The following is a 20,820-nucleotide window of genomic DNA, read 5'->3' on the forward strand; positions in this document are numbered from 1 at the left end:
GGTGTCGCTCATTGACGTCGTCACCCCCGTACGTCGCCGTGTGGTGAACCGCATCCGGCGGCGCGACCCCGAGTTCGACGCGCTGCGGCGCGCGACGCGGGCGGCCATCGTGCTGCCGATCGCCGCGGCGGTGAGCTTCGCGGTCGGCGGCGGCTCGCAGACGCCGATGTTCACGATCTTCGGTTCCGTCGCGCTGCTGATCCTGGTGGACTTTCCCGGCAACCGACCGGCCCGCGCACTGGCTTACGGCGGGCTGGCCTTCAATGGCGCCGCCCTGATCACGCTGGGCACGTTGGTCTCACCGTATCCGTGGCTGAGCGTCGCGGCGATGTTCGTTCTCGGGGTGGTGGTGACGTTCTCCGGTGTGCTCAGCGAGATCATCGCCGCCGGGCAGCGCGCCACGCTGCTGACCTTCGTGCTGCCGGCCTGTACGCCCGTCGGCCCCATTCCGGACCGGCTGCTCGGCTGGCTCATCGCGCTGGCCGTCTGCGTGCCGGCTGCGCTGTTCCTGCTGCCGCCACGCCACCACGACGAGTTGCGTGGTGACGCGGCGAGGGTGTGCAACCGGCTGGCCGACTCTCTGGCGGGCACCGTGCCTGCGAGGGAGGCGACCCGTGCGATGAACCAGCTGTGGGAAACGTTCCTCAGCGCCGACTTTCGTCCGGTCGCCCTGACGGCAGGCAGCCGTGCACTCGTTCGGGTGGTCGACGACCTCGGCTGGCTGGCCGACCGGATCACCGACGACACAGGGCGGCTGCTCGGCGACATGAGGGACCCACTGATCCGGGTGCTGCGGGATTGCGCTGCGGTGCTGCGGATTTCCTACCCCGCCGGACGCAGCGCCCGTAGCGCCGATCTCAACGAGGCGCTGGCGGCACTGCGCACCATCGCGCAAGGCCGCTACCGCGAGGACATCCTCGAGATCCTCGCTTCCCCGAGCGACGCAGCCGCCGTCGACGTCGGCCGAGAGTTGCTGGGCCGTCGCACGTTCTCGGCCACCGTCGGCGTGACCGGACGCGTCATCCGCAACGCTGCCGAAGCCGACGCACGTCCGGTGTGGGCGCGGGTCCTGGGTCGTCGGCTACCGAAGACCGGCACCGCGGACTGGGTGATGCCCGAGACGACGGCCGTCGCCGCCATCACTCGCGGGTTTCTCGCCACTCGAGCGGTGGTGTTACGCAACAGCCTTCGTACCGGTCTCGGCTTGGCGATGGCCGTCGCCGTCACCCACCTGTTTCCCCTCGAGCATGGCTTCTGGGTGGTTCTGGGCGCGATGTCGGTGTTGCGCAGCAGCGCGCTGACCACCGGCACCCGGGTGCTGCGCGCGGTGGCCGGCACCGCGATCGGGTTCTTGTTGGGTGTCGGGCTCATCGAACTGGTCGGCGTCGAACCGGTGGTCATGTGGGGGCTTCTCCCGGTGGTCGCGTTCGGTTCGGCTTTCGTGCCGGAGGTGGCGTCGTTCATCGCCGGTCAGGCCGCGTTCACGATGATGGTGCTGATCATCTTCAACCTCATCGCGCCGACGGGTTGGAGCGTCGGGTTGGTTCGCGTTGAGGACGTTGCGGTCGGTGCCGTGGTGGGCGTGATGGTGTCGATTCTGTTGTGGCCGCGCGGCGCACGTGCGCGGCTGTCGCGTGCCATCGATGACGCGTTCGCCGTCGGTGCGACGTTCCTCAAGGCGGCGGTGCTGCGAGTGACGCGCGGTGCATCCGAAGACGCCGCCAACCGGGTGATCACGCTGAGCCACGATGCCCTCGAGGCGTCGCGGACCGTGGACGATGCGGTTCGGCAGTTCCTTTCGGAGAGCAGCGGCCCCACCGACATCCGCGGGCCGGCGGTCCGGTCGGCCAACCGCGCGATCAGGCTGCGGGCCGCCGCCGAACAGATCGCCGACGTCGTGCCCCCGCCGTACGGGGTCTACTCCCGCACCCGCACGGTGCTGGAGGCACACGCCGAGGCGATCTGCGCGAGAGTCACCGGCGGCAAAGCCGATTCGCCGCCCGCGATCAGCGACGACTTCGTGAGATCACTGCGCGCCGAGGCGACCGGCGACGACCTCGCCGTCGCTGCGGCGCTGCCGCTGGTGACGGTCGCGGCTCATCTCGGCGAATTGGAGTTGCTGTACCCGAAGGCCGCCTCGGCCGATGCGACTAAGGGCGATGCGGCATGAGGGCGTTCGGTGGGATGGTTCCGAACTTGCCGGCCTGGTAATCCTCCAGCGCCTGGACGAGCTCGGCCTTGCTGTTCATCACGAACGGCCCGTATTGGTACACCGGTTCCCGAATCGGCCTGCCGCCGAGGATCAGCACCTCGAGGGCGGGCCGGTGGGCGTCCTGTTTCGGCTGTGCCGCAACGGTGATCCGGTCGCCGGGCCCGAGCACCGCGAGCTGTCCCTGACGGATGGGGTGCGCCACCGGACCCACCGTCCCCTGTCCGGACAGGATGTATACGAGCGCGTTGAATTCGCGGTTCCAGGGCATGTCGAGTAGCGCGCCGGGCTGAATAGTCGCGTGCGCCAATGTGATCGGGGTATGCGTGGCTCCGGGGCCGACGTGACCGTCGACGTCGCCGGCGATGATGCGCAGCAACGCGCCGCCGTCGTCCGACGACAACAGCTTCACCTCGTTGCCCTCGATGGCCTGGTACCTCGGGGTGGCGAACTTGTCCGTGCGGGGCAGGTTCACCCACAACTGGATGCCGTGGAATACGCCGCCACGCTCGACGAGTTCGGCGGGCGGTGTCTCGATGTGCAGGATGCCCGAACCGGCGGTCATCCACTGGGTGGCGCCGTCGGTGATCAGTCCGCCGCCGCCGTGGGAGTCCTGGTGAGCGAAGCGGCCGTCGATCATGTAGGTGACGGTCTCGAACCCGCGGTGCGGATGCCAGTCGGTGCCGCGCGGTTCTCCGGGTTCGTACTCGACCTCGCCCATCTGGTCCATGTGCACGAACGGGTCGAGATCGGCGGCGGCGACGCCGGCGAAGGCGCGCACCACCGGGAAGCCTTCGCCTTCGAAGCCCCGCGGGCCGGTGGTGATCGACCGCACGGGGCGTTCGGTGTCCGCCGGGGCGGGGGCGGCGATGCGTGGGAGGGTGAGGGTATCGGCTGTGATGGCAGGCATGCGTGAAATAACCGGACCGCGGTCCGATACATTCCCCGGTGTCCGCAAATGACTTTCCGCAGGCGTCACCGCGCGGAGTTACCATTCGTACATGCGTTCGAAACAGGTTACCGACGTGCTCACCGCGCTCGAGTCCGCCTACAAGCAGGTAGCGGCCCTGCGGTTGGACGATTTGTCGCGCACCGATCTCTACGCGCTGATCGAGCGACTGGACCGACTGGACCACCAACGCGCAGCGCTCGACCGGCGGCTGTTGGGACGGCTACTCGCCGTCGGCGGTTCGTCGGCCAAGGATGTGGCCAGACGACTGCGGATTTCACCGGGAGAGGCGCAGCGGCGCCTGGGCCAGGCGGCCTGCTAGCCATCACTCGGACTTGGGCTTGAGGGTCCATGCCGGGATCCAATGCGTCACGGCCTTACGGCGCGTGCCGTAGGCGATCTCGTAGGTGACCAGGCCCCACCAGTGGCCCTGCTCGCACAAGCCCCAGCACGTGAGTCGCCCGTCGACGACGGCGTGCATCTGCAGCCCCGCCGGGTTGTAACCGCCGACGGCATGCGGCTCGCGCGGGAACACCGCGGCAAGATCTATCAGGACGGTGATCGGCGGGTCGACGCGGCGGAACGCGTGCGCAACGGGCTGGCCGTTGTATCCGATGCCCTTCAACTCGCCCACCGCTCGATCATACGTTCGAAGCCGTGGCGGGCGGACCCTGACTGTATTCGGCCGCCCGAACATCGGCGATCGGCTGTCCCGCAGCAGGATTGCTGCCATCCGGCAACCAATTTCTGCCATCGGAATTAAAAGCGTTGACCACGTGGTTTCCAAGATCAGCTGCAGCTACGAACCGCGACACATGCCACGGCTCGGATACCAAACGCACGAGAGAAGAAGGGTCCGAAATGAAGAAGTTTGGGATCGCCACCGTCGCCGCCAGCGCCTTCGCCGCCGCTCTGATCGGACTGGCAGCGCCTGTCCAGGCTGCTCCGTCCGGACCGGGAAACGCGCAGCAGACCATCAGTGAACTCGAATCGCAGGGCTACAACGTGATCGTGAACCGCATCGGCAATGCCCCGCTGGACAAGGCGAGCGTCGTGGCGGTGCGCCCCGGTCAGACCTACACCGAGACAAACAGCCTCGGCGTCGGTGGTGACCGCGCCACCCGGGTGATCAACAAGACCGTCTATGTAGACATCAAGTAGTTCGTCCGCCAGACAGGCCCCCGGATGCCACGGCATCCGGGGGCCTTCATGTTGGCGAACAAGTGTTTCGCGACGCCCTCCGCTGGCTAACAGACTGACGTGGCCTTCGACCTCACGCCCACCGCCGCCCAGCACGACCTCGCGCAACGGACACACGAGTTCGCCGAGCAGTGCATCCGTCCGGTTGCCCTCGAGTACGACCGGCGTCAGGAGTTCCCCTGGCCGGTCTTGGAAGAAGCGGCTGCTCGGGGGTTCTACAGCCCCTTGTTCTATCGGGACCTCATCGGGGATCCGACGGGGCTGTCGCTGCCGATGTTCATGGAGGAGTTGTTCTGGGGATGCGCCGGGATCGGACTGGCGGTGGTGATGCCCGCGCTCGCGCTGTCCGCGATCGGGCAGGCCGCGTCTCCGGAACAGATGCTGGAGTGGGCGCCCGAATGCTTCGGCACACCCGGCGACCTGAAGCTGGCCGCGTTGGCGATCTCCGAACCCGAGGGCGGCAGCGACGTTCGCAACCTGCGCACCCGCGCGCAGCGCGACGGTGACGATTGGATCATCGACGGCCACAAGATGTGGATCGGCAACGGCGGTATCGCCGACGTGCACGTGGTCAACGCCGTCGTCGACGAACAACTCGGGCACAAGGGACAGGCGCTGTTCATCGTGCCCGGCGGCACGCCCGGTCTTGAGATGGTGCGCAAGCTCGACAAACTCGGCTGCCGCGCATCGCATACCGCGGAGTTGAAGTTCAACGGCGTCCGGGTGCCGGCCGCCAACCTGCTCGGCGGTCAGGAAAAACTCGACCACAAACTCGCCAAGGCGCGCGAGGCCGTCGAAGGTGGGCAGCACTCCGGTTCGGCGACGCTGGGCACCTTCGAGCAGACGCGTCCGATGGTCGCCGCGCAAGCGCTCGGGATTGCCAGGGCTGCACTGGAATACGCGACGGAGTATGCCAACCGGCGGGAAGCGTTCGGTGCGCCCATCATCGACAACCAGGGCATCGCGTTTCCGCTCGCCGAACTGGCGACCGGGCTCGACGCCGCCCGCCTGCTGACCTGGCGCGCGTCCTGGATGGCCGCGAGTGGCGTGCCGTTCGAACGCGGCGAGGGGTCGATGTGCAAGCTGGCCGCCAGCGAGGTCGCGGTCCGCGCCACCGAACGCGCCATCCAGACGATGGGCGGCTGGGGCTACATCACCGACCATCCCGTCGAGAAGTGGTATCGGGACGCCAAGTTGTACACCATCTTCGAGGGCACCAGCGAGATTCAACGCATCGTGATATCCAATGCGCTCGGCGCCGCCGACGGCAAGCCGCCGCTGCATTTCGACCTCGAACCCACCGGCGGGCCGATCAATCGCGTCTTCGGCCGCGGCACGCCGCTACGCGGACGCGCCGCCGACGCCGCGCTCGCCGCCAAGGATCGGGTGCCTGCGCCGATAATGCGGTTGGCGATGAACGTGTTGCGCCCGCCTCGAAAGTGATTCGCGGACAGGGGGTATCCCGAAATGGGCGTCAGGATGGCCGAACTGCTGCGCGGGAGCCTCGACGCCCTGCGATACGAACCGACACCCAAGCGGATCCGCGTCAGCCTGGCCGGTGAACCGCTCGTCGACACCGGTTCCGCCCTTCTCGTGTGGGAGCCGCGCCGAATCGTGCCGACCTACGCGGTTCCGGTGTCCGACCTGGTCGAGCGACTGGCGCCAGCGGGCGCCGAGTCCGGCGACGACGATCTCGATCGCCCCGGGTCCGACCGTGCGGTGCTGGATCCGACAGTTCCGTTCGGCGCTCACACGTGTCCCGGCGCCGAGTTCGATGTGATCGCCGGCGAGGAGACGGCGCCGGCGGCGGCCTTCCAGCCTGACGACGCCGACCTGGCCGACTATGTGGTTCTGGAGTTCGGCGCCTTCGAATGGCTGGAAGAGGATGAGCCGATCGTCGGCCATCCGCACGATCCGTTCCACCGCATCGACGTGCTGGCCAGCGGACGGCACGTCCGCATCGAATCCGATGGACACCTGCTCGCCGAGTCGAACCGCCCGCTGCTGCTGTTCGAAACCCACCTACCGGTGCGGTTCTACCTGCCGCGCGATGACGTACTCGCCGACCTCGCCGACAGCGACGCGGTCAGCTACTGCGCGTATAAGGGCCGGGCGTCCTACTTTTCGGTGCCCGACGGGCCTCGCGATGTGGCGTGGACCTACCCCGATCCGCTGCCGGACGGTGCGCGGGTGCGTGACCGGATCTGCTTCTTCGACGAACGAGTCGACGTCACCGTCGACGGCGTTCGCCGCGACCGCCCGGCGACGCAATGGAGTTAGCGCCGCAGACGCTGTCTACTCAGGGAAGCGAGTGAAGCACGCGTCGGTGTCGGGATTCACCAAACCTGAGCGGAACGCCATGATGCGGGTGAAGCCGGCCGCGACGGTGTTGCCGTTGACGTCACTGGCCGCCAGGCCGTTATTGAGCAAGCCGGCAACGGCCTCATCGAGGTCACCGGCGGTCAACACGATGGAGTTGCCCGACGGCAACTTCACCTCCGAGACCATGCCGCGTTGACCAACCCCGGTCAGGCATGCGGTGCGCAGTGCCGCCGCAGCCGAATCGAGCTCTGCTTGCCGTTGATGTTGCAGCGCAAGCATGTAACGCGACGTGAGCACCGAGATTGCGGTGTTGTCCCCCTGCACGAGCACACCCTCCTCGGTTCCCGCCTGGGTGCCCAGAGCCTGCAGCCCCGGCAGATCGACCGAAATCGTGTTGTTCTCAGGGCAGTACGACGTCGGCTCGGTCACCTTGGCATCGCCGCATGACTGTCCGGGCTGCATCGACAGCGTCGGCGGCTGCGCGGGCTTGAACTGCAAATTGAGGGCCTCGATCACGGTCTTGACCAGTGCCTCGTCGAGCGCCGTCTCACCGGTCTGCAGGGCACCGCTGTCATCGACGTCGAGCATGATCGGCAGATCCGCTCGACTCTGCTCGACAGAGTCGAGATCGATTGCCGCGCAAGCTGAAAGCCCGTCCGTGAATCCTGATTGGAATGCGCTGACGCGGTCCAGCGCAGTGCCGTGGCCACCCTCGACCATCTCGGCGTCCTCGGGTGTCAGGATCGGGTCCCGGATGGTGATGACCCCGGCGAGCACCTTGTTCAGCCCATCGCCGGTGCTCATCTCGAAGCGCGGTGACGACCCCTCGGCGACCCAGCGGGTGTAGCTGCCCGCGAAGCAGTCGGCTTGCTGCTCGCGCACGATCGTCGGGGTGGTCCGGTCGACCAGATCGGCCATGTTCTGCACCGCGTGGCCGTACTCATGCGCGATCAGCGCCGCGACCGACATGTCACCGAAGAACTTCTGACCGGTGGGTACCAGAACGCCTCTGTCCCAGGCGATCAGGTCGCTTCTGGGACAAAAGAAAGCATTGGGTTCCTGGTAGAGAATCTGGCCGCACAACGGCGGGCCGAGCGGGTCTTCGGAATCGTAGGACGCAAGGTTCTCAACCGGCTCGAACCTTCCGTCCAGCGCCTCGCTGTAGTGCTCCTCCCAGTACTGCACGAGATCGTTGACCGCCGACAGCGCCATCCGGTCGACGGGCCCGTCGTCGGTGAAGCGGACTTCTCCGGTGGGTTCGGCAGCATCAGGGCGAAGACCGCTCGGGCCGTCGACGACCGGCAGCCCGCCCACGCTGTTGGGGTTGTAGAGACTCGAAACCGCCTGGCCCTCGACCGTGGAGCAGCCGGTGAGCACGAGGGCACTGACCCCAGCCGACACCAAGGCCGGCGGCAGCCACCTACGGCGCGACATCTGCCCGATAAGCCTCATGACCCCTACTTCCGCTCTGGCGTTGCGATCTGATGCTAACGGCGCCATGACCCCTCCCCCGACACCAATTTGCCCCGCCGGAGCTTCATCGCGGTTCCCAGCCGTGCTCGAGGATGTCGACGAACCGCTGCAGGGTGGCCGCGGCCGGGCCGGGCACCACGAGGTCGGATTCAGCGTTGATGACGTCATCGTCGGTGACGCCGGCGGCGTTGGCGGTTTCCTGCACCGTCAGTTGGCAGCGGTGGCGCGCTTCGTAGAGACGCTGACCCAGAGTCGCTGCGGGGGCGCGTGCGGCGCGGCGCATCAGATCGGTGTATGCCTGCCTTACCTCGCCGAGGGCGATCGCGAGTTCGGGCCGCCCGGTAGCGCTACGCGCGGCGTTGGTGAGCGACGTCTCGAGGCGGCGCAGCTCGGACAGCAACGCGGCGGCTTCGGGAGCGAACTGCGGGTCGTCGCTCATGGGCAGCATGGCCGTGCGCGCGTAGATACCCCGCAGCGCGATGTCGGCTGCGTCGATGGCGACCGCCACCTGCACGGTCGGCGTGATCGCCTCGGTGGACTCTTCCTCGGGGTCGGGCTCGGCGTCGTCGGTGCCCGTAGCCGTCACGTCCGGGGCGAACGTGTCCGTTGCCGCGGGCGCCACCACGGCCCCGGCGCCTGCACCGAGGGAGGGACGCAGCCGCACGCAAATGCCGTCGGGGTTGCCCAAGTAGACGTCGAGTTCGCGGTCGATCGCAAGGGAATCGACGCGCCGCCTGTCGAAGAAGGTCCCGTTCCGGCTTCCGGTGTCGGTCAACACCCAGTGGTCACCGGCCGGTTCGAGGCGAACGTGCATGCGCGAGATGCCGGGCTCGTCGATGCGGATCTGCGCGGGCAACTCGCGACCGATCGTGACAGGGCCGGCGTCGGGATGTGCGGTGTAGTCGACGCCGGCGACGTGCACCGTCAGCGTCGCCGCCTCGCCTTCTCGCGTTTCGGCTCCGGCGGACCGTCCCTCGTTCATGAGACCTCCCGGTGCGCCCGCAGCACTGACCAACGGCGAGCGCTCATGCTAGCAATTCCGCTGGCCCGCTACCGTTTCGCCCTGACCGTCGCCGGGCCAAAATTCCTGCACTGAGGGTGTGCTCGTTCATGCGATGATTTGCGTGGCCGCACGGCCGGCGTACTCGACGCATGAGACAAGTGGTGAGGGGACTGAGCGTGAACCCGAACGACCCGGCAGAAGGGCCTCGCGGCGAGGAGACGGCGGACTGGCCAGCCGGTCAACAGCCACCGGCGGGCGGGCAGCCCCAAGACCCGGAGACCACTGTTCCGGCGCCCGCCACCCCGCGGGGCTTCCACGAGGAGAACACCCTCGACGCCGGACAATTTCTTAGTTCACAGCAGCCTCCGCCGGCATCACCGCCACCGTCCCCGGGCTGGCCAGGTCAGCCCGCAGGGCATCCGCAGCCGTCTCCACCGGGGCCGGGCGGTAATCCGCCGCCGTACCAACAGCCCGGTTCCTGGCCCCCTGGGTATCAGCAGCCGCCAAACGTCGTCCCGCGCCCGCAGCCCAGCCTGGCGAGCCGGCTCGCCGAACACCGCAAGTGGGTGATCGGCGCCGCCGCGGCCCTCGCTGTCGTCCTGGTCATTGCGCTGATCGTGGTCACCAGCGGTGACGACGGCTCCTCCGAAGCCGGGCCGCCGACCAGCCCGGCGCAGGTGCCCGCCCGTCCCACGACGAGCCTGCCCGCCTCCCCGACGGCCGCGCCGCCGACACAGCCGCCACCCCCCCCCCCGGCACCGATGGTCGCGCCCGATGCCCTGCCCGGCCTGCTGCTGCCGGCCGAGCAGATAAACCAGCGCCTGAACACGACAGGGATGACTGCGCTACCGACGGAGCATGCGCCGCTGGCCGGATCCGTCACTCCGCCCCACTGCACCGGCGTGTGGGCTCCGGCGTACCAGGCGACCTACGACGGCTCGGGCTATACCGGGCTGGCCATTCAAGGCGTCCACCGGGAGCCGTCGCACAAGGTGGCCCAGGCCGTCATCTCGTTCCCCGACGCCGGGCGGGCGAAGGCGTTCTACGACAAGCAGGTTGCCGATTGGAATGCCTGCAAATCCACTCACGTCAGGTGGGAGTACGGCGGCAATTCCACCGAACTCGACGTCGGCGTGCCCGCGACCACCGCGGGAGTGATGACCGTAATGCTCTTCCCCACGAACTCGCCAACCGCCGGTCAACAGTGTGAACGCGATATGACAGTGCGCGGCAACGTGATTGTCGATGTACGCGCTTGCTCGCCGACCGTGGGCAGCGCGGGGTTGTCGATTGCGACCGCCATCGCCGACAAGATCGCGCCGGCGCCGTAGTCAGCGCACCTGCCGGGCAAGTGCGCCCACCAGCGTGGTGTTGAGGAACTTCGTCGCCGCATAGCCGGGAGTGGAGAGCGCGTCGATGACCTGGGGGTCGTCGATGATCACCGTGGTTCCCCGGTAGGTCGAGAATGCTTGCGGCAGACCGTTGTAGCTGCCGCCACCCGCCCCTTTGTCGGTGCGCACCACAACCCGCACATCTGTCGGTGTGGTGTTGAGCTCCTCAGGGTTGGCGACTGGCCGGAATGCAGCGCCGGTGCTCGCAGGATCGAACTCGGCCGGGTACCGGAAGCCCAATCCCCTCAGGTAGCGGCCGGCGGGCGAGTCGGGCAACGCGACCGTGACACCGTCGTCGGCGACCGTGACCACTTCGACGCTCTTGCCGTCGAAGGTCGGATGCTGGCTGCGCAGGTCGGCCTGCTCGGCGGCGGCCTCGTCGAGTAGCTTCTTGGCCTCATCGCTGCGGTCCAGAATGCGCCCGATCCACTCGAGCTGGCTCTGCCAGGTCCACTCCGTGGTGTTCAGCGGCCGGGTCACGGTCGGCGCGACCGCGGCCAACGCCTCGTAGGCCGCGTCATCCATCTCAGCGGTGTCGATGATGAGATCGGGGTTCGCTGCGGCGATCGCTTCTGCGCTACCCTCCGCCAGCGTCCGCACATCACCGTTGACCATCTGCTGCAACCAGTTGGGCAGTGCGCCACCAGGCGCCACCACCGCTGCCGGCTGCACGCCCAGCGACAACACCGCGTCGCCGTCACCGGGCCCGACCGCGGCGACCGCGCCGGGCTGGGCGGTCAGCTGCGTTTCACCGTGTTGGTGCACCAAGGTCTGGGCCGTGTACGACGGTGCTGAATCCTCCCGCATTGCAAGCGATCCCACACCGATAGCCGCGGAGAGGGCCACGACCGCGGCAACCGCGATCAGCCCCCACTTGCGTCGTCCCGCGAGCCGCGATCGCGACGCCGGCCTAGCAGCGATGGGCGGCGCCGGGGCGTAGCCGGCCGTCGTCGGGCCACTATGGCCTGGCCATGCCGGCCCACCGTAGGCGCCGGGCATCGGAGGGCCCGTGTGGTGAGGTGGCCGCGGCGGTGGTGTCTGTTCGCTCGGCCACGGCGGCGCGCCGGCGAACGGCGCAGGCGCAGCCCGAACGGCGTCGGTGGTTTCGTCGAGTGCCCGGGCCGCGGCGACAGCCAACTCGCCCGCGCTCTGGTAGCGCTCGTTCGGGTTCTTCGCCATCGCCCGGGCGATGACGGCATCCATCGCGGCGGGCAACCCGGGCGCGACGTCGGTGGGCCTGGGCGGCGGCTCCGTGAGATGCGCGGCCGCCACCGCGGCCATGCCGCCCGAACGCGAGAAAGGTGAAGTGCCCGTGAGCATCCGGTAAAGCGAACAGCCCAGCGAATAGGTGTCGGCGCGGTGGTCGACAGCCTCACCGGCGAGACTTTCGGGCGCGGCGTAGGCCACGCTGGCCATCACCATCCCGGTCTGGGTCAATCCGACCGCTTCGTCAAGGGCACGGGCGATGCCGAAGTCGGCAAGGAACACCCGCTCGTCGTTGGGCGCGAGCAAGAAGTTGGCCGGTTTGACGTCCCGGTGCAGCAGATGCCGGCGGTGCGCGTAGTCGAGCGCCTTGGCGACCTCGCCGACGATGTGCACCGCCCGCGCCGGCGTCATCCGCCCCTGGCTGAGCTCCTTGTCGGCGTCGCTGCCGGCGACGTATTGCATCGCGATCCACAACTGCCCATCAGTTTCGCCGCGGCTGTAGACGGTGACGATGTTGGGATGATCCAGGGTGGCCGCCAGCTCGGCTTCCCTCTCGAAGCGGGCACGAAAGTGTGGATCCTGCGACAGCTGCTCCGAGAGGACTTTCAGTGCGTCACTTCGCGGCAGCGTCGGGTTTCGGGCCTTGTAGACCGTGCCCATGCCACCCGCGCCCAGCACCGCCTCGATGCGGTAACCGCCCATTACCGAACCCACGCTCAGTACCACTTGCCATGGCCTCCGGTCACTGGCCCGACAAGATGCGGTACTGGGCCGAGATCTGCTGATGGACATCCTCGAGGTCTACGGAGAACCCGGTATAGGCGTAGCGGTCCACACTGGCCACGCACTTGAAATGCCACACGACCCGCTGCCACGTCATCGGCGTAGTCGCCGGAATCCAGCCCTTGGCCCGCTCGAAACAGCGCGCCGATGGAAAGCCCGGCACACCCTCGACCGATCGGACACCACTGATGCTGCCCATCTGCTCGGAAAATTCGTCGACGATGCGGGCGGCCCCATCGGCGTTGGCCGCCTGATACACCGTCGTCAACCGCTGTGTGACTGCATCGACACCGGCGGTGCTGAACAGCGACGTCGACGCCACCGGATCTTGTTCGAAATGCAGCCAGGCTCGCGGCCGCCACACCCCCATGATGAACGGCGACCTGTTGTCGGGGGACCACAGCGTGCGTGCCAACAGCTGGCCGGTCGGGTCCAGCGGCAACTGCGGCATCGCCGCGGGCTCGGTCGGGGCGAATTCGTCGATGCGCCGCTTCTGCTTGTTGAGGGCGCCCTGAACCAGCGGCCCGGCGGTCGCACCGAGGAACATCTTCGCTGTGCGGGCCGATTGGTACAGCACGTACCGCCCGTGCGCGGTGTAGCTCTCGACCCGCTCGGTACCGTCGGGCATGTCATAAGTCTTGGCGATCGCTTCCGATGTCCCTGCGATCGGCGTCGGGCGCCCCGGCGTGCCGTCTGGATCAGGCGCCTTGGCCGCCATCTCCCCTGCCGCGGCCGCGGCCGCCGCTGCGTCGGGGAACTGCAGCACCACGTTGTGCAGCCCACGCTGCTGCCCCGACTCCGGTGCAGTCATCCGCACCGTCGTAAACCCGGTTATGAAGCGGTGTGCGGCAGCGATGTCGGGCAAGGGCTCGGGCAACACATGGTTGTCCCGCATCATCTGCAGATCCGACACCGGCCCGATCAGGCCTGAATCCATGGCGCCCGGGAGCATACGGAGCGCCGCGTCGACCTCCCACGGACCGACGGTGAACTCGGCGATGCGATGCGCCTCCATCAAACTCTGACTTGCCGGATCGTCGCCCACCGCGCCGAACGGGTGGCCGGCCGCCGTCGCATACGCCCCGGTGTCCAACAAGGACGGCACCACACCGTCCGAGCCGGCGGCATCCGAAGCCTTCACGGCCCTGCCTGGCGTCATCGAGGAGCATCCTGCAACCACAACAGCGCACCCGAGCGCCACCGCCAGCCGACCCAAACCAGCCTTTGGTCGCCGCACCGACCCTCCTCTCCTACACCCACTGCTCAGCAGACCACACCTCCGGCGTCGGGCGTGCGACATGGCATAAGTTTGGCACGACGACGGTATACCGAACGCGGGATGCAGGCTCGCAGCAGAAACCTGCGGTCACTTGCCCGACAAGATGCGGTACTGGGCCGCCATCTGCTGATGAACGTCCTTCAGGTCTTCAGAGAACGCGGTGTAGGCGTAACGGTCAACCCTGCCAACACACTTGAAATGCCAGGCGACTCGCTGAAAGCTCATCGCCGTACTCGCCGAAACCCACCCGTTCGTCCGCTCGAAACAGCGCGCTGACCCAAGGCCGGGTACACCGTCGACCGAGCGGACTGCACCCATGCTTCCCATCTGCTCGGAGAACTCATCAACGATGCGGGCCGCTCCATCGGCATTGGCGGCCTGATACACGGTCGTCAACCGCTGCGTCACCGCGTCGACGCCGGCGGTTTGGAACAGCGCCGTCGAGGCAAGGGGGTCATCTTCGAAATGTAGCCATCCACGCGGCTGCCACGTCCCAACTATGAACGGCGCACTGTTGTCAACAGACCACAGCGTGCGCGCTAGCAGCTGACCGGTCGGATCCGTGGGCAACTGGGCCATTTTCGCCAATTCGGTTGGCACGAACCCGTCGATACGCCGCTTTTGTATGCCGAGGATCCCTAGCACCAACCCGGTAGCGGTGACACCCATGAACTTCGCGGTCGTGCGGGCCGACTGGTACAACACATATGGGCCGAGCGGGGTGAAACTGTCCACGCGCTCGCTGCCGTCGGCCATGTCATAGGTCTTGGCGATCGCTTCCGGTGTTCCTGCGAGCGGTGTCAGCCGCCCTGGCGCAACACCGATCTCAGGCGCCTTGGCGGCCATCTCGCCCGCAGCGGCCGCTGCAGCCGGTGGGTCGGGGAACCGCAGCACCACGTTCTGCAATGCACGATGCTGTTCCTCGTCGGGTGCGGTGGTCCGCACCGTCGAGAACCCGGTTATGAAACCGTGGGTGGCAGCGATGTCGGGCAACGGGTCCGGCAACACCTCGAGGTCCCGCATGAGCTGCGGAGTCGGGACCGGCCCAGTCCTCCCCGTTCGCAGCACTGGTGGAAACATGCGCAGCGCCTTGTCGGTTTCCCACGGGCCCACGGTGAATTCGGCGATGCGATGCGCCTCCAACACACGCTGGCCCTGGGGATCGCCTTCCCCCATCACGCCGAACGGGCGACTCTGCGCGGTCGCATAGTCGCCGGTGTCCAGCAAGGACGCCACCACACCGTCCCCATCCGCCGCATCCGATGCCTTCACGGCTTCTCCAGGTGTCGTCGACGAACACCCTGCAACCGCGATGACGCACCCGACTGCTACCGCCAGTCGACCCGAACCAACCACTGGTCGCCGCACCGCCCTCCTCTCCTGCTTCCACCCGTCAGTAGATCGCACCGAGTCGCGGCCATGCCGGCCCTCGTGGTCACTAGCTCCGCACTCGAGGCACACCGCAACATGTCGCACGGCGAGACCTAGAACCGCAGGTTGCGCAAAACGTCATAGACGCTGGCGATCCACAGCAGCATCGGGATCACGGCGGCGATCGCGGCACCGTCGAGCAGTTCGAGGATGCGCTTGGTTACCGGTGAGACCCGGCGCACCCCCGCGGTGGCCCCGACGATGATCAGCGCGATGATCGCTGCCGCCACGTACCCCGCTAGCACCAGCCACGCCGAGTCCGGGTACCAGAGACAGAGCCGAATCATCACGCCGGTCGGAATGAGGACGACCGAGCCCAGGAGCGCCCACGCACACCACCGCTCGGCGTAAAGCCGAGAACGGAAAGCGCAAATCGCGGTGACGAGACCCGCGACCATCATGCTGTGCACGAAGAAATGTCCCTGCACCACAACGGCGATGGCGCCGACGGACAACACCAGCGCTCCGGCCGTGACGAACCCGATCAGCAGGCGCTTGGCCAACTGGCTGCGCTCGTGCAGGCGCGCCGCGGAATCCGGTACGGAGGCGATGATGGCCTGCCAGGTCGGTGACTCCTCATCCGTCCCAGAGGTTGTCACCGGATCCAGCAGTTCGTCGTTGGAAACCGTCTCGCCCGGCGCCGGAATGGGCGGCAGCGCGATCCGGGCCACCGCGACCGTGAGCTTCGCCGCGTTGGTGACGACGATGAGGCCGAACGCGATCGCACCCGTCGGCACCCAGTACTGCCATCCGTAGCCGTAGGCGATCGCCGCGGCCGTCGCCGCGACCGCTGTGACCGCAGTGAAGGAGGCGAACTCCGCTCGCCGGCGAGGTCCGCCGCGTGTCGCCAACGTCAACAGCAGCACAACGGCGGCCGCACCCGCGATCTGCGGTGCCCCAAGCGAATCGACCCCGCGGGGTAACGGCACGGCCAGCGCAACCGCACCGGCGAGTGTCGGTATCGACGCCGCCAGCAGGCTTTCCGACATGTCGAGGTTCTGGTAGCGGTTGGTAGCCAGCGCGCTGCCGACGAGCAGACCCAAACCCAGCACGCCGAGGGCGGCCGACCACCACCAGTCATGGCCTGCCCGCGTCCACGCCACCAGCGCCATCACCGTCACGACGAGCGCCACCAGCGGGATGGCAACGCCGACAAAGCGATTCAGCGCGGTCCGGTCGAACTCCGGTGACTCGTCGAGCACTGCGATGGCGTCGATGACATCCTCGACAAGGGGGCGGTACCGCTCGGTGCGGCTCACCGAGACCAGGGTCAGCAGCGACCCGTCGACGACCCCTGCGTCGTCCAAGGACTCGTTGAATTTCAACGGCGGGGCACCGGGCCTGGCGAACGCCCACACGCCCTGCGCCGAGAAATCGAATCCGGCGAGTACGTCTTTCGGTGTGTCCTCGAGGAGTTCGGCCAGCACCGACACGGTCTCGTCGATGTAGGTCTCGATCGGCGCCGCCGCGGGCAGCACCAGATCGGTCATCCGCCTGCCGGTGAGGATCGTGACCCGCGTGGTCGACGGCCGGCCGGGCGTGACGCTCGACGTGGATGCTGCTGCTGCGGTGGAGGTCAACGCCGTTCGAGCCTGTCGAAGTCGTCGGACAGGGCGGCCGCCAGCTCGACGACCCGGCGCCGGAACGTCTTACCCAACAGGTCGAGTTGGATCTCGGTGCCCGCAGCGATGTGCTTGTCGAACGGCAGGACGATGACCCGGCCCGGCGGGACATGGCGCTCGAACTGCGCGACCAGATCTTCGACGTCGATGTTCGGCTTGCCCGGGACGACGTGGTTGATCACTACGCACGAGCGGCCGAGCAGATCCTGATACCCGTTCTGGCGCAACCAATCCATCGTCATCGCCGCCTGTCGGGCACCATCGATCGACGCACTGGCAACAATCACCAGACCCGATACCGTGGACAGGACGCCGCGGGCCGCGGGCTGGAACAGCCCGGCGCCGCAGTCGGCGAGCACGAGGTTGTAGTAGCGCGACACGATGCCCGTCACGCCCTTCCAGTCCTCGTCGTTGAATTCGCGACGGGCGCCGCTGTATTCCTCGCTCGACAGCACTTCGAGGTTCGCGCCGTTCATGCTGGTGTACGCGCGAATGTCGTTGTATCGCGCCAGTTCCTTGTCGGCGAGCAGATCGGCGACGGTGGCGGCGGACTGGCGTCCCGCCCGGTCACCGAGGTTGCCGCCGTCGGGGTCGGCGTCGATGGCCAGGATTCGGTCACCGCGCACCTTGCTCAACGCCGATCCGAGTGCGACGGTGACCGCGGTCTTGCCGACGCCGCCCTTGAGTCCGAAGATGCCGATCTGGTAGGAGTCGCGGGCGTTGCGGCGGATCCGGGTGTGCAGGTCCATCTCGTAGAGCTCATCGGACGACAGCCCGAGGTTGATCCGGGTCAGCAGGTACAGCAGATGCCGCCAGCCCCGCTGCGACGGCATCTTCACCGCGGACTTGACCCCGACGTGGGACAGGGCGTCGATCGCGCGGTGATTGCCGATCGTGGCCGCCGATGTCTGTGCCGGCGCGGCGCTACCGAAGGCGCCGTTCTTGTCGGCCTGCACTTCGGCGAAGTGCTGGCTCGGGGCGGGGGAAGGCGCGTGCCGCGGTGCCGGCGCCGGCGCGGGCCGGGGCTGTTCGTATCGAGCACCGGCGGGCATGTTGTGGGCCTGCGGCGTGCGCATCATCCCGTTCGCAGGAAGCTGCGGCGCTGTTGAACGCGCGGGCGGCATCTGCGTGGTGACCTCGGTCTGCCCGGGCGGGGGCGCCGGCGCAGGCTTGGTTTGGCCGACAGGCATCGTGGGCGATGTCAGCTCGCTGTTGCCCTGGCCGGTGGGCATGGGCGGTGGGGCCTCGCCGTGCTTCGGTCCGTTCGGCGTGGGCTTGCCCTCGGAGGCCGCGACGACGTCGCGGTCCACCGTCACGGTGTCCTCTTCGGTCGTGGTCGCGGCGTCCGCGGAATGGAAGAGCCGGTCATAGTCTGCCGACATGGGTGCCTCTCATTACTGAATGTTGCACCGGGCGCACGAGGTGGGCGAGCATCGTCGTCGAGCTACCCGCCCACCAGCGTGCGTAGCCGGCTAGTGGAACGAGTTCGCGATGCCGGTGTTGATGTTCCCCATGTGGTGGCCCGTATCGCGCACGGTTGCCGCAAGGCTCCTCAGCGCCTGATTCAATTCGTTCGCGTTGACATCCCAACGGGTCTGGGCCTCCTGCCACGACATCGAGGCATCGCCTTCCCACTGGCCGGCGAGCCGGGACAAAGACTCCCTGCCCTCCTCGAGCAGACCTTGGGTCTGCACCACGGAACCGTCCAAATCGCTGGCGCCGCCTTCGATTGCACCGAAGTTGTATACGAGTTCTGGCACGTTGTTTCCTTTCTAGAAAGTGCTTGGGTCAGCCGCCGAGCTGCATCTGATGAGCGAGGGCTTCGCTGCCATCGATATCGGCAGTGTCGTACTGGAGACCGCCCTGCTGCACGTTTTGCGAGATCTCCGTGAGGAGCTGTGTCTGCTGCCGCGCAGCCTCTTCGAAGCGCGTCAGCGCCTGCTGTGCTGCGGTGCCGGCCAGCCCCTGCAGAGACGCCGCCAAGCCCGCCGCTGTCGTGCCGACGTGGTTCATGACTGCCGTGAGCTCGCCGGCGATGCGATCGAAATTGCCAGCCTCCGTCTGCATTGCTGCAGATTCGGTCCTTAATGGATCCATGCTGCCTGCCTAACTGTTCTTCACCTGTTCCCACCACGGCAGTGGTGAGCCTTCCGGCCGGGTGGCCGGGAAGTCCGATCTGTGACTGTTACCAGTCGTCCTCTTCGTCCTCGTCGAGTTGTTGCGGGAGCGGCGACGGGGCGGTCCGCCCCGACTTGGAGCCACCGCCTTTCGAGCGCTGCCCCAGCATCCCCATCGGACCGCCGGTGCCCATCCCCGCACCTACCGGAGCCAGCCCCGCAGCGGCCGCGCCCGCAGCGGCCCCCGGCGAAACGGATACCGGAGATCCGTCCTGCAGACCGATGAGGTTGGCCATCAACGGCGTACGGATCGCTGTCCCGCCGGCTCCGGGCAGCGAGGCGGCTCGGACCAGTCCAGCCCCCGACGTCGGGCCGTTTCCACCGATTGCGGGGTGATTGGAAAACGGCGAAGCACCGATCAGGCCGACTTGAGCCCCCTTGCTCCCATTCATGCCGCTCATCTGGCCGAACAGCGATGACACCTGCTGCAGCGGTTGCGTCAGTTGCTGAAACGGCTGCGTCACACCCTGCATCAACTGCTGCGGTAGCTGCCCGAGCGAGGAGCCCATCTGCGTCGCCATCTGAACGCCCTGCTGCATTCCCTGCTGGACCATCTGATCCTGCAGCCGGCCGGACGACGAGAAGTCGCCCGCCCGCTTTGCGTCCGAACTGGCATGCGCCACACCTTGATTGGCGGCCGACGCGGCGCGCCCGGTCTGAAGGGCGACCGAGCGCGCTTTTCCCTCGGCGCTGACCTTGGTGAACGTGGCATTCCGCATCATCGCCGTCGGGGCCATCGCTGCGGCGTTGCTCAGCGCAACGCCCGTCGCGGCTTCGGCCACGCCGGGAATCACGATGGGCTTCGGCATCACGATGGGCTCGAACGTCGTGTTGACCACCGTCTCGGCCTGATAGGCATCCATCACCGCGGCGGCCTGATCCCACATCCGGATGTAGTCGAGTTCGTTCAGCGTGATCGGCAGCCGGTTGATCTCGAGGAAGTTGGTGGCCTCTAACACCGCGTGGGTGATGTGGTTCAGTTCGATCTCGACCAGCGGCGGCGTCGTTGCCATCGCGGCGGTGTACGCCGTCGCCTGCGCCGCCGCCTGCAGCGAACGCTTCATCGCCTGCAGCGACAGCATCCGTAGCCATATCACCATCGGAAGGGTTGCTGAAACCGCGCGTTCACTTGCCGTTCCCGTCCACGCCGACGCCAGAGACGACATACTCCCGGCCAATTCGTCGGCCTGCGCCTCCAACGAGATGGCAAGCGCTTCCCAACCCGCTGCAGCCTGCAGCATCGGCGCCGCGCCCGCCCCGAACATCAACCTCGATGTGTTGACCTCCGGGGGCAGGGCCGCCCAGATGGGCGGGACCAATACGGGAACTGTAGCCATATCGATGAAATGGGTAGTCGACCTGAATTGGTTAGACCAGACCGGCGGCGTTGGCGGCGTCGACCGCCTCGTAGGTGCCCGCGGCCTGAACGTATGCGGCGCCAGCGCGCGACAGCTCTTCCTGGGCCAGCGTGTTGATCCCGAGAGTCTGCACGCCCTCGGCAGCGAACGCCGCCACGGCATGCACCGACACTTCCTCCGCCCCCGCCGGCACCAGCGCGGTGACCTCTGCGGTCGCGGCAGTACCAGCCGCCAGTCCGCGGACACCGTTCGCGACGACCTGCGTACCGATGGCAGCGAGGGCGGGATTGACACTCAAAGGTTCCATTTGCTCCTACTCCTTATTGCTGCGGAAACAATCGTCGTCGGGCTGCACCGCTGCGCGGCCTCTGCGGGCGTAGCTAAGTGGCACCGTCGGCGGTCCCCCGACCCCTTTGC

Annotated in this window: 19 protein-coding genes; 6 read left to right on the forward strand and 13 right to left on the reverse strand. The window is 67.5% G+C overall.

Annotated features, from left to right (window positions below):
• Position 1 precedes the first annotated feature (1 nt).
• Positions 2–2,170, forward strand: coding sequence for an FUSC family protein (locus tag AU188_RS20850; RefSeq protein ID WP_286137598.1), 2,169 nt, complete (start codon positions 2–4; stop codon positions 2,168–2,170).
• Here the strand turns inward: AU188_RS20850 and AU188_RS20855 are convergent.
• Positions 2,151–3,119: a pirin family protein gene (locus AU188_RS20855; protein WP_059165384.1), complete on the reverse strand. Its 969-nt coding sequence runs from the start codon at positions 3,117–3,119 to the stop codon at positions 2,151–2,153. The genes AU188_RS20850 and AU188_RS20855 overlap by 20 nt on opposite strands.
• A gap of 91 nt (positions 3,120–3,210) precedes the next feature.
• Here AU188_RS20855 and AU188_RS20860 point away from each other — a divergent pair, with 91 nt between their 5' ends.
• A complete protein-coding gene (locus tag AU188_RS20860; protein ID WP_082686726.1) occupies positions 3,211–3,480 on the forward strand; it encodes a hypothetical protein in 270 nt (89 codons plus the stop codon).
• 3 nt (positions 3,481–3,483) lie between these two features.
• On the opposite strand, the gene AU188_RS20865 is transcribed toward AU188_RS20860, so the two are convergent.
• Positions 3,484–3,792, reverse strand: a complete 309-nt coding sequence (locus AU188_RS20865) for a hypothetical protein (RefSeq protein WP_059165386.1) — start codon at positions 3,790–3,792, stop codon at positions 3,484–3,486.
• 227 nt (positions 3,793–4,019) lie between these two features.
• Between AU188_RS20865 and AU188_RS20870 the strand changes: the two genes are divergently transcribed.
• From AU188_RS20870 to AU188_RS20880, 3 genes are all read left to right on the forward strand, one after another.
• Positions 4,020–4,319 carry a hypothetical protein gene (locus AU188_RS20870; RefSeq protein WP_059165387.1) on the forward strand — a complete coding sequence of 100 codons (300 nt, stop codon included), beginning with the start codon at positions 4,020–4,022 and terminating at the stop codon, positions 4,317–4,319.
• A gap of 99 nt (positions 4,320–4,418) precedes the next feature.
• Positions 4,419–5,801, forward strand: a complete 1,383-nt coding sequence (locus AU188_RS20875) for an acyl-CoA dehydrogenase family protein (protein ID WP_059165388.1) — start codon at positions 4,419–4,421, stop codon at positions 5,799–5,801.
• A gap of 24 nt (positions 5,802–5,825) precedes the next feature.
• Positions 5,826–6,638 carry a DUF427 domain-containing protein gene (locus AU188_RS20880; protein ID WP_059165389.1) on the forward strand — a complete coding sequence of 271 codons (813 nt, stop codon included), beginning with the start codon at positions 5,826–5,828 and terminating at the stop codon, positions 6,636–6,638.
• A 15-nt stretch (positions 6,639–6,653) separates the two neighbouring features.
• On the opposite strand, the gene AU188_RS20885 is transcribed toward AU188_RS20880, so the two are convergent.
• Complete coding sequence (locus AU188_RS20885; protein ID WP_059165390.1) at positions 6,654–8,132, reverse strand: neutral zinc metallopeptidase; 1,479 nt, start codon at positions 8,130–8,132, stop codon at positions 6,654–6,656.
• Between the two features lie 85 nt (positions 8,133–8,217).
• Positions 8,218–9,135, reverse strand: coding sequence for an FHA domain-containing protein (locus tag AU188_RS20890; RefSeq protein WP_059165391.1), 918 nt, complete (start codon positions 9,133–9,135; stop codon positions 8,218–8,220).
• A 197-nt stretch (positions 9,136–9,332) separates the two neighbouring features.
• On the opposite strand from AU188_RS20890, the gene AU188_RS25095 reads away from it, so the two are divergent.
• On the forward strand, positions 9,333–10,487 hold the full coding sequence (locus AU188_RS25095) for a sensor domain-containing protein (protein ID WP_286137599.1): 1,155 nt from the start codon (positions 9,333–9,335) through the stop codon (positions 10,485–10,487).
• Here the strand turns inward: AU188_RS25095 and AU188_RS20900 are convergent, their stop codons facing one another.
• From AU188_RS20900 to AU188_RS20940, 9 genes are all read right to left on the reverse strand, one after another.
• Positions 10,488–12,455, reverse strand: coding sequence for a serine/threonine-protein kinase (locus AU188_RS20900; RefSeq protein ID WP_156426770.1), 1,968 nt, complete (start codon positions 12,453–12,455; stop codon positions 10,488–10,490). It abuts the gene before it with no gap.
• Between the two features lie 40 nt (positions 12,456–12,495).
• On the reverse strand, positions 12,496–13,695 hold the full coding sequence (locus tag AU188_RS20905; protein ID WP_156426763.1) for a DUF7373 family lipoprotein: 1,200 nt from the start codon (positions 13,693–13,695) through the stop codon (positions 12,496–12,498).
• A 207-nt stretch (positions 13,696–13,902) separates the two neighbouring features.
• Entirely contained in the window at positions 13,903–15,087 is a 1,185-nt protein-coding gene (locus AU188_RS20910) for a DUF7373 family lipoprotein (RefSeq protein ID WP_059165395.1), read from the reverse strand.
• A 212-nt stretch (positions 15,088–15,299) separates the two neighbouring features.
• Positions 15,300–16,826, reverse strand: a complete 1,527-nt coding sequence (gene eccD / locus AU188_RS20915) for a type VII secretion integral membrane protein EccD (protein ID WP_059165396.1) — start codon at positions 16,824–16,826, stop codon at positions 15,300–15,302.
• Positions 16,823–18,250: a MinD/ParA family ATP-binding protein gene (locus AU188_RS20920; protein ID WP_059165397.1), complete on the reverse strand. Its 1,428-nt coding sequence runs from the start codon at positions 18,248–18,250 to the stop codon at positions 16,823–16,825. The genes eccD and AU188_RS20920 overlap by 4 nt, the downstream gene beginning before the upstream one ends.
• Before the next feature lie 90 nt (positions 18,251–18,340).
• Positions 18,341–18,628: a WXG100 family type VII secretion target gene (locus AU188_RS20925; protein WP_082686728.1), complete on the reverse strand. Its 288-nt coding sequence runs from the start codon at positions 18,626–18,628 to the stop codon at positions 18,341–18,343.
• Between the two features lie 28 nt (positions 18,629–18,656).
• On the reverse strand, positions 18,657–18,965 hold the full coding sequence (locus AU188_RS20930; RefSeq protein WP_059165399.1) for a WXG100 family type VII secretion target: 309 nt from the start codon (positions 18,963–18,965) through the stop codon (positions 18,657–18,659).
• Positions 18,966–19,053: 88 nt separating this feature from the next.
• Positions 19,054–20,382, reverse strand: a complete 1,329-nt coding sequence (locus tag AU188_RS20935; protein WP_059165400.1) for a PPE family protein — start codon at positions 20,380–20,382, stop codon at positions 19,054–19,056.
• Between the two features lie 31 nt (positions 20,383–20,413).
• Positions 20,414–20,710, reverse strand: coding sequence for a PE family protein (locus AU188_RS20940; protein WP_059165401.1), 297 nt, complete (start codon positions 20,708–20,710; stop codon positions 20,414–20,416).
• Positions 20,711–20,820 lie beyond the last annotated feature (110 nt).

Source organism: Mycobacterium sp. IS-3022, from assembly GCF_001500065.1.
Classification (GTDB): Bacteria; Actinomycetota; Actinomycetes; order Mycobacteriales; family Mycobacteriaceae; genus Mycobacterium.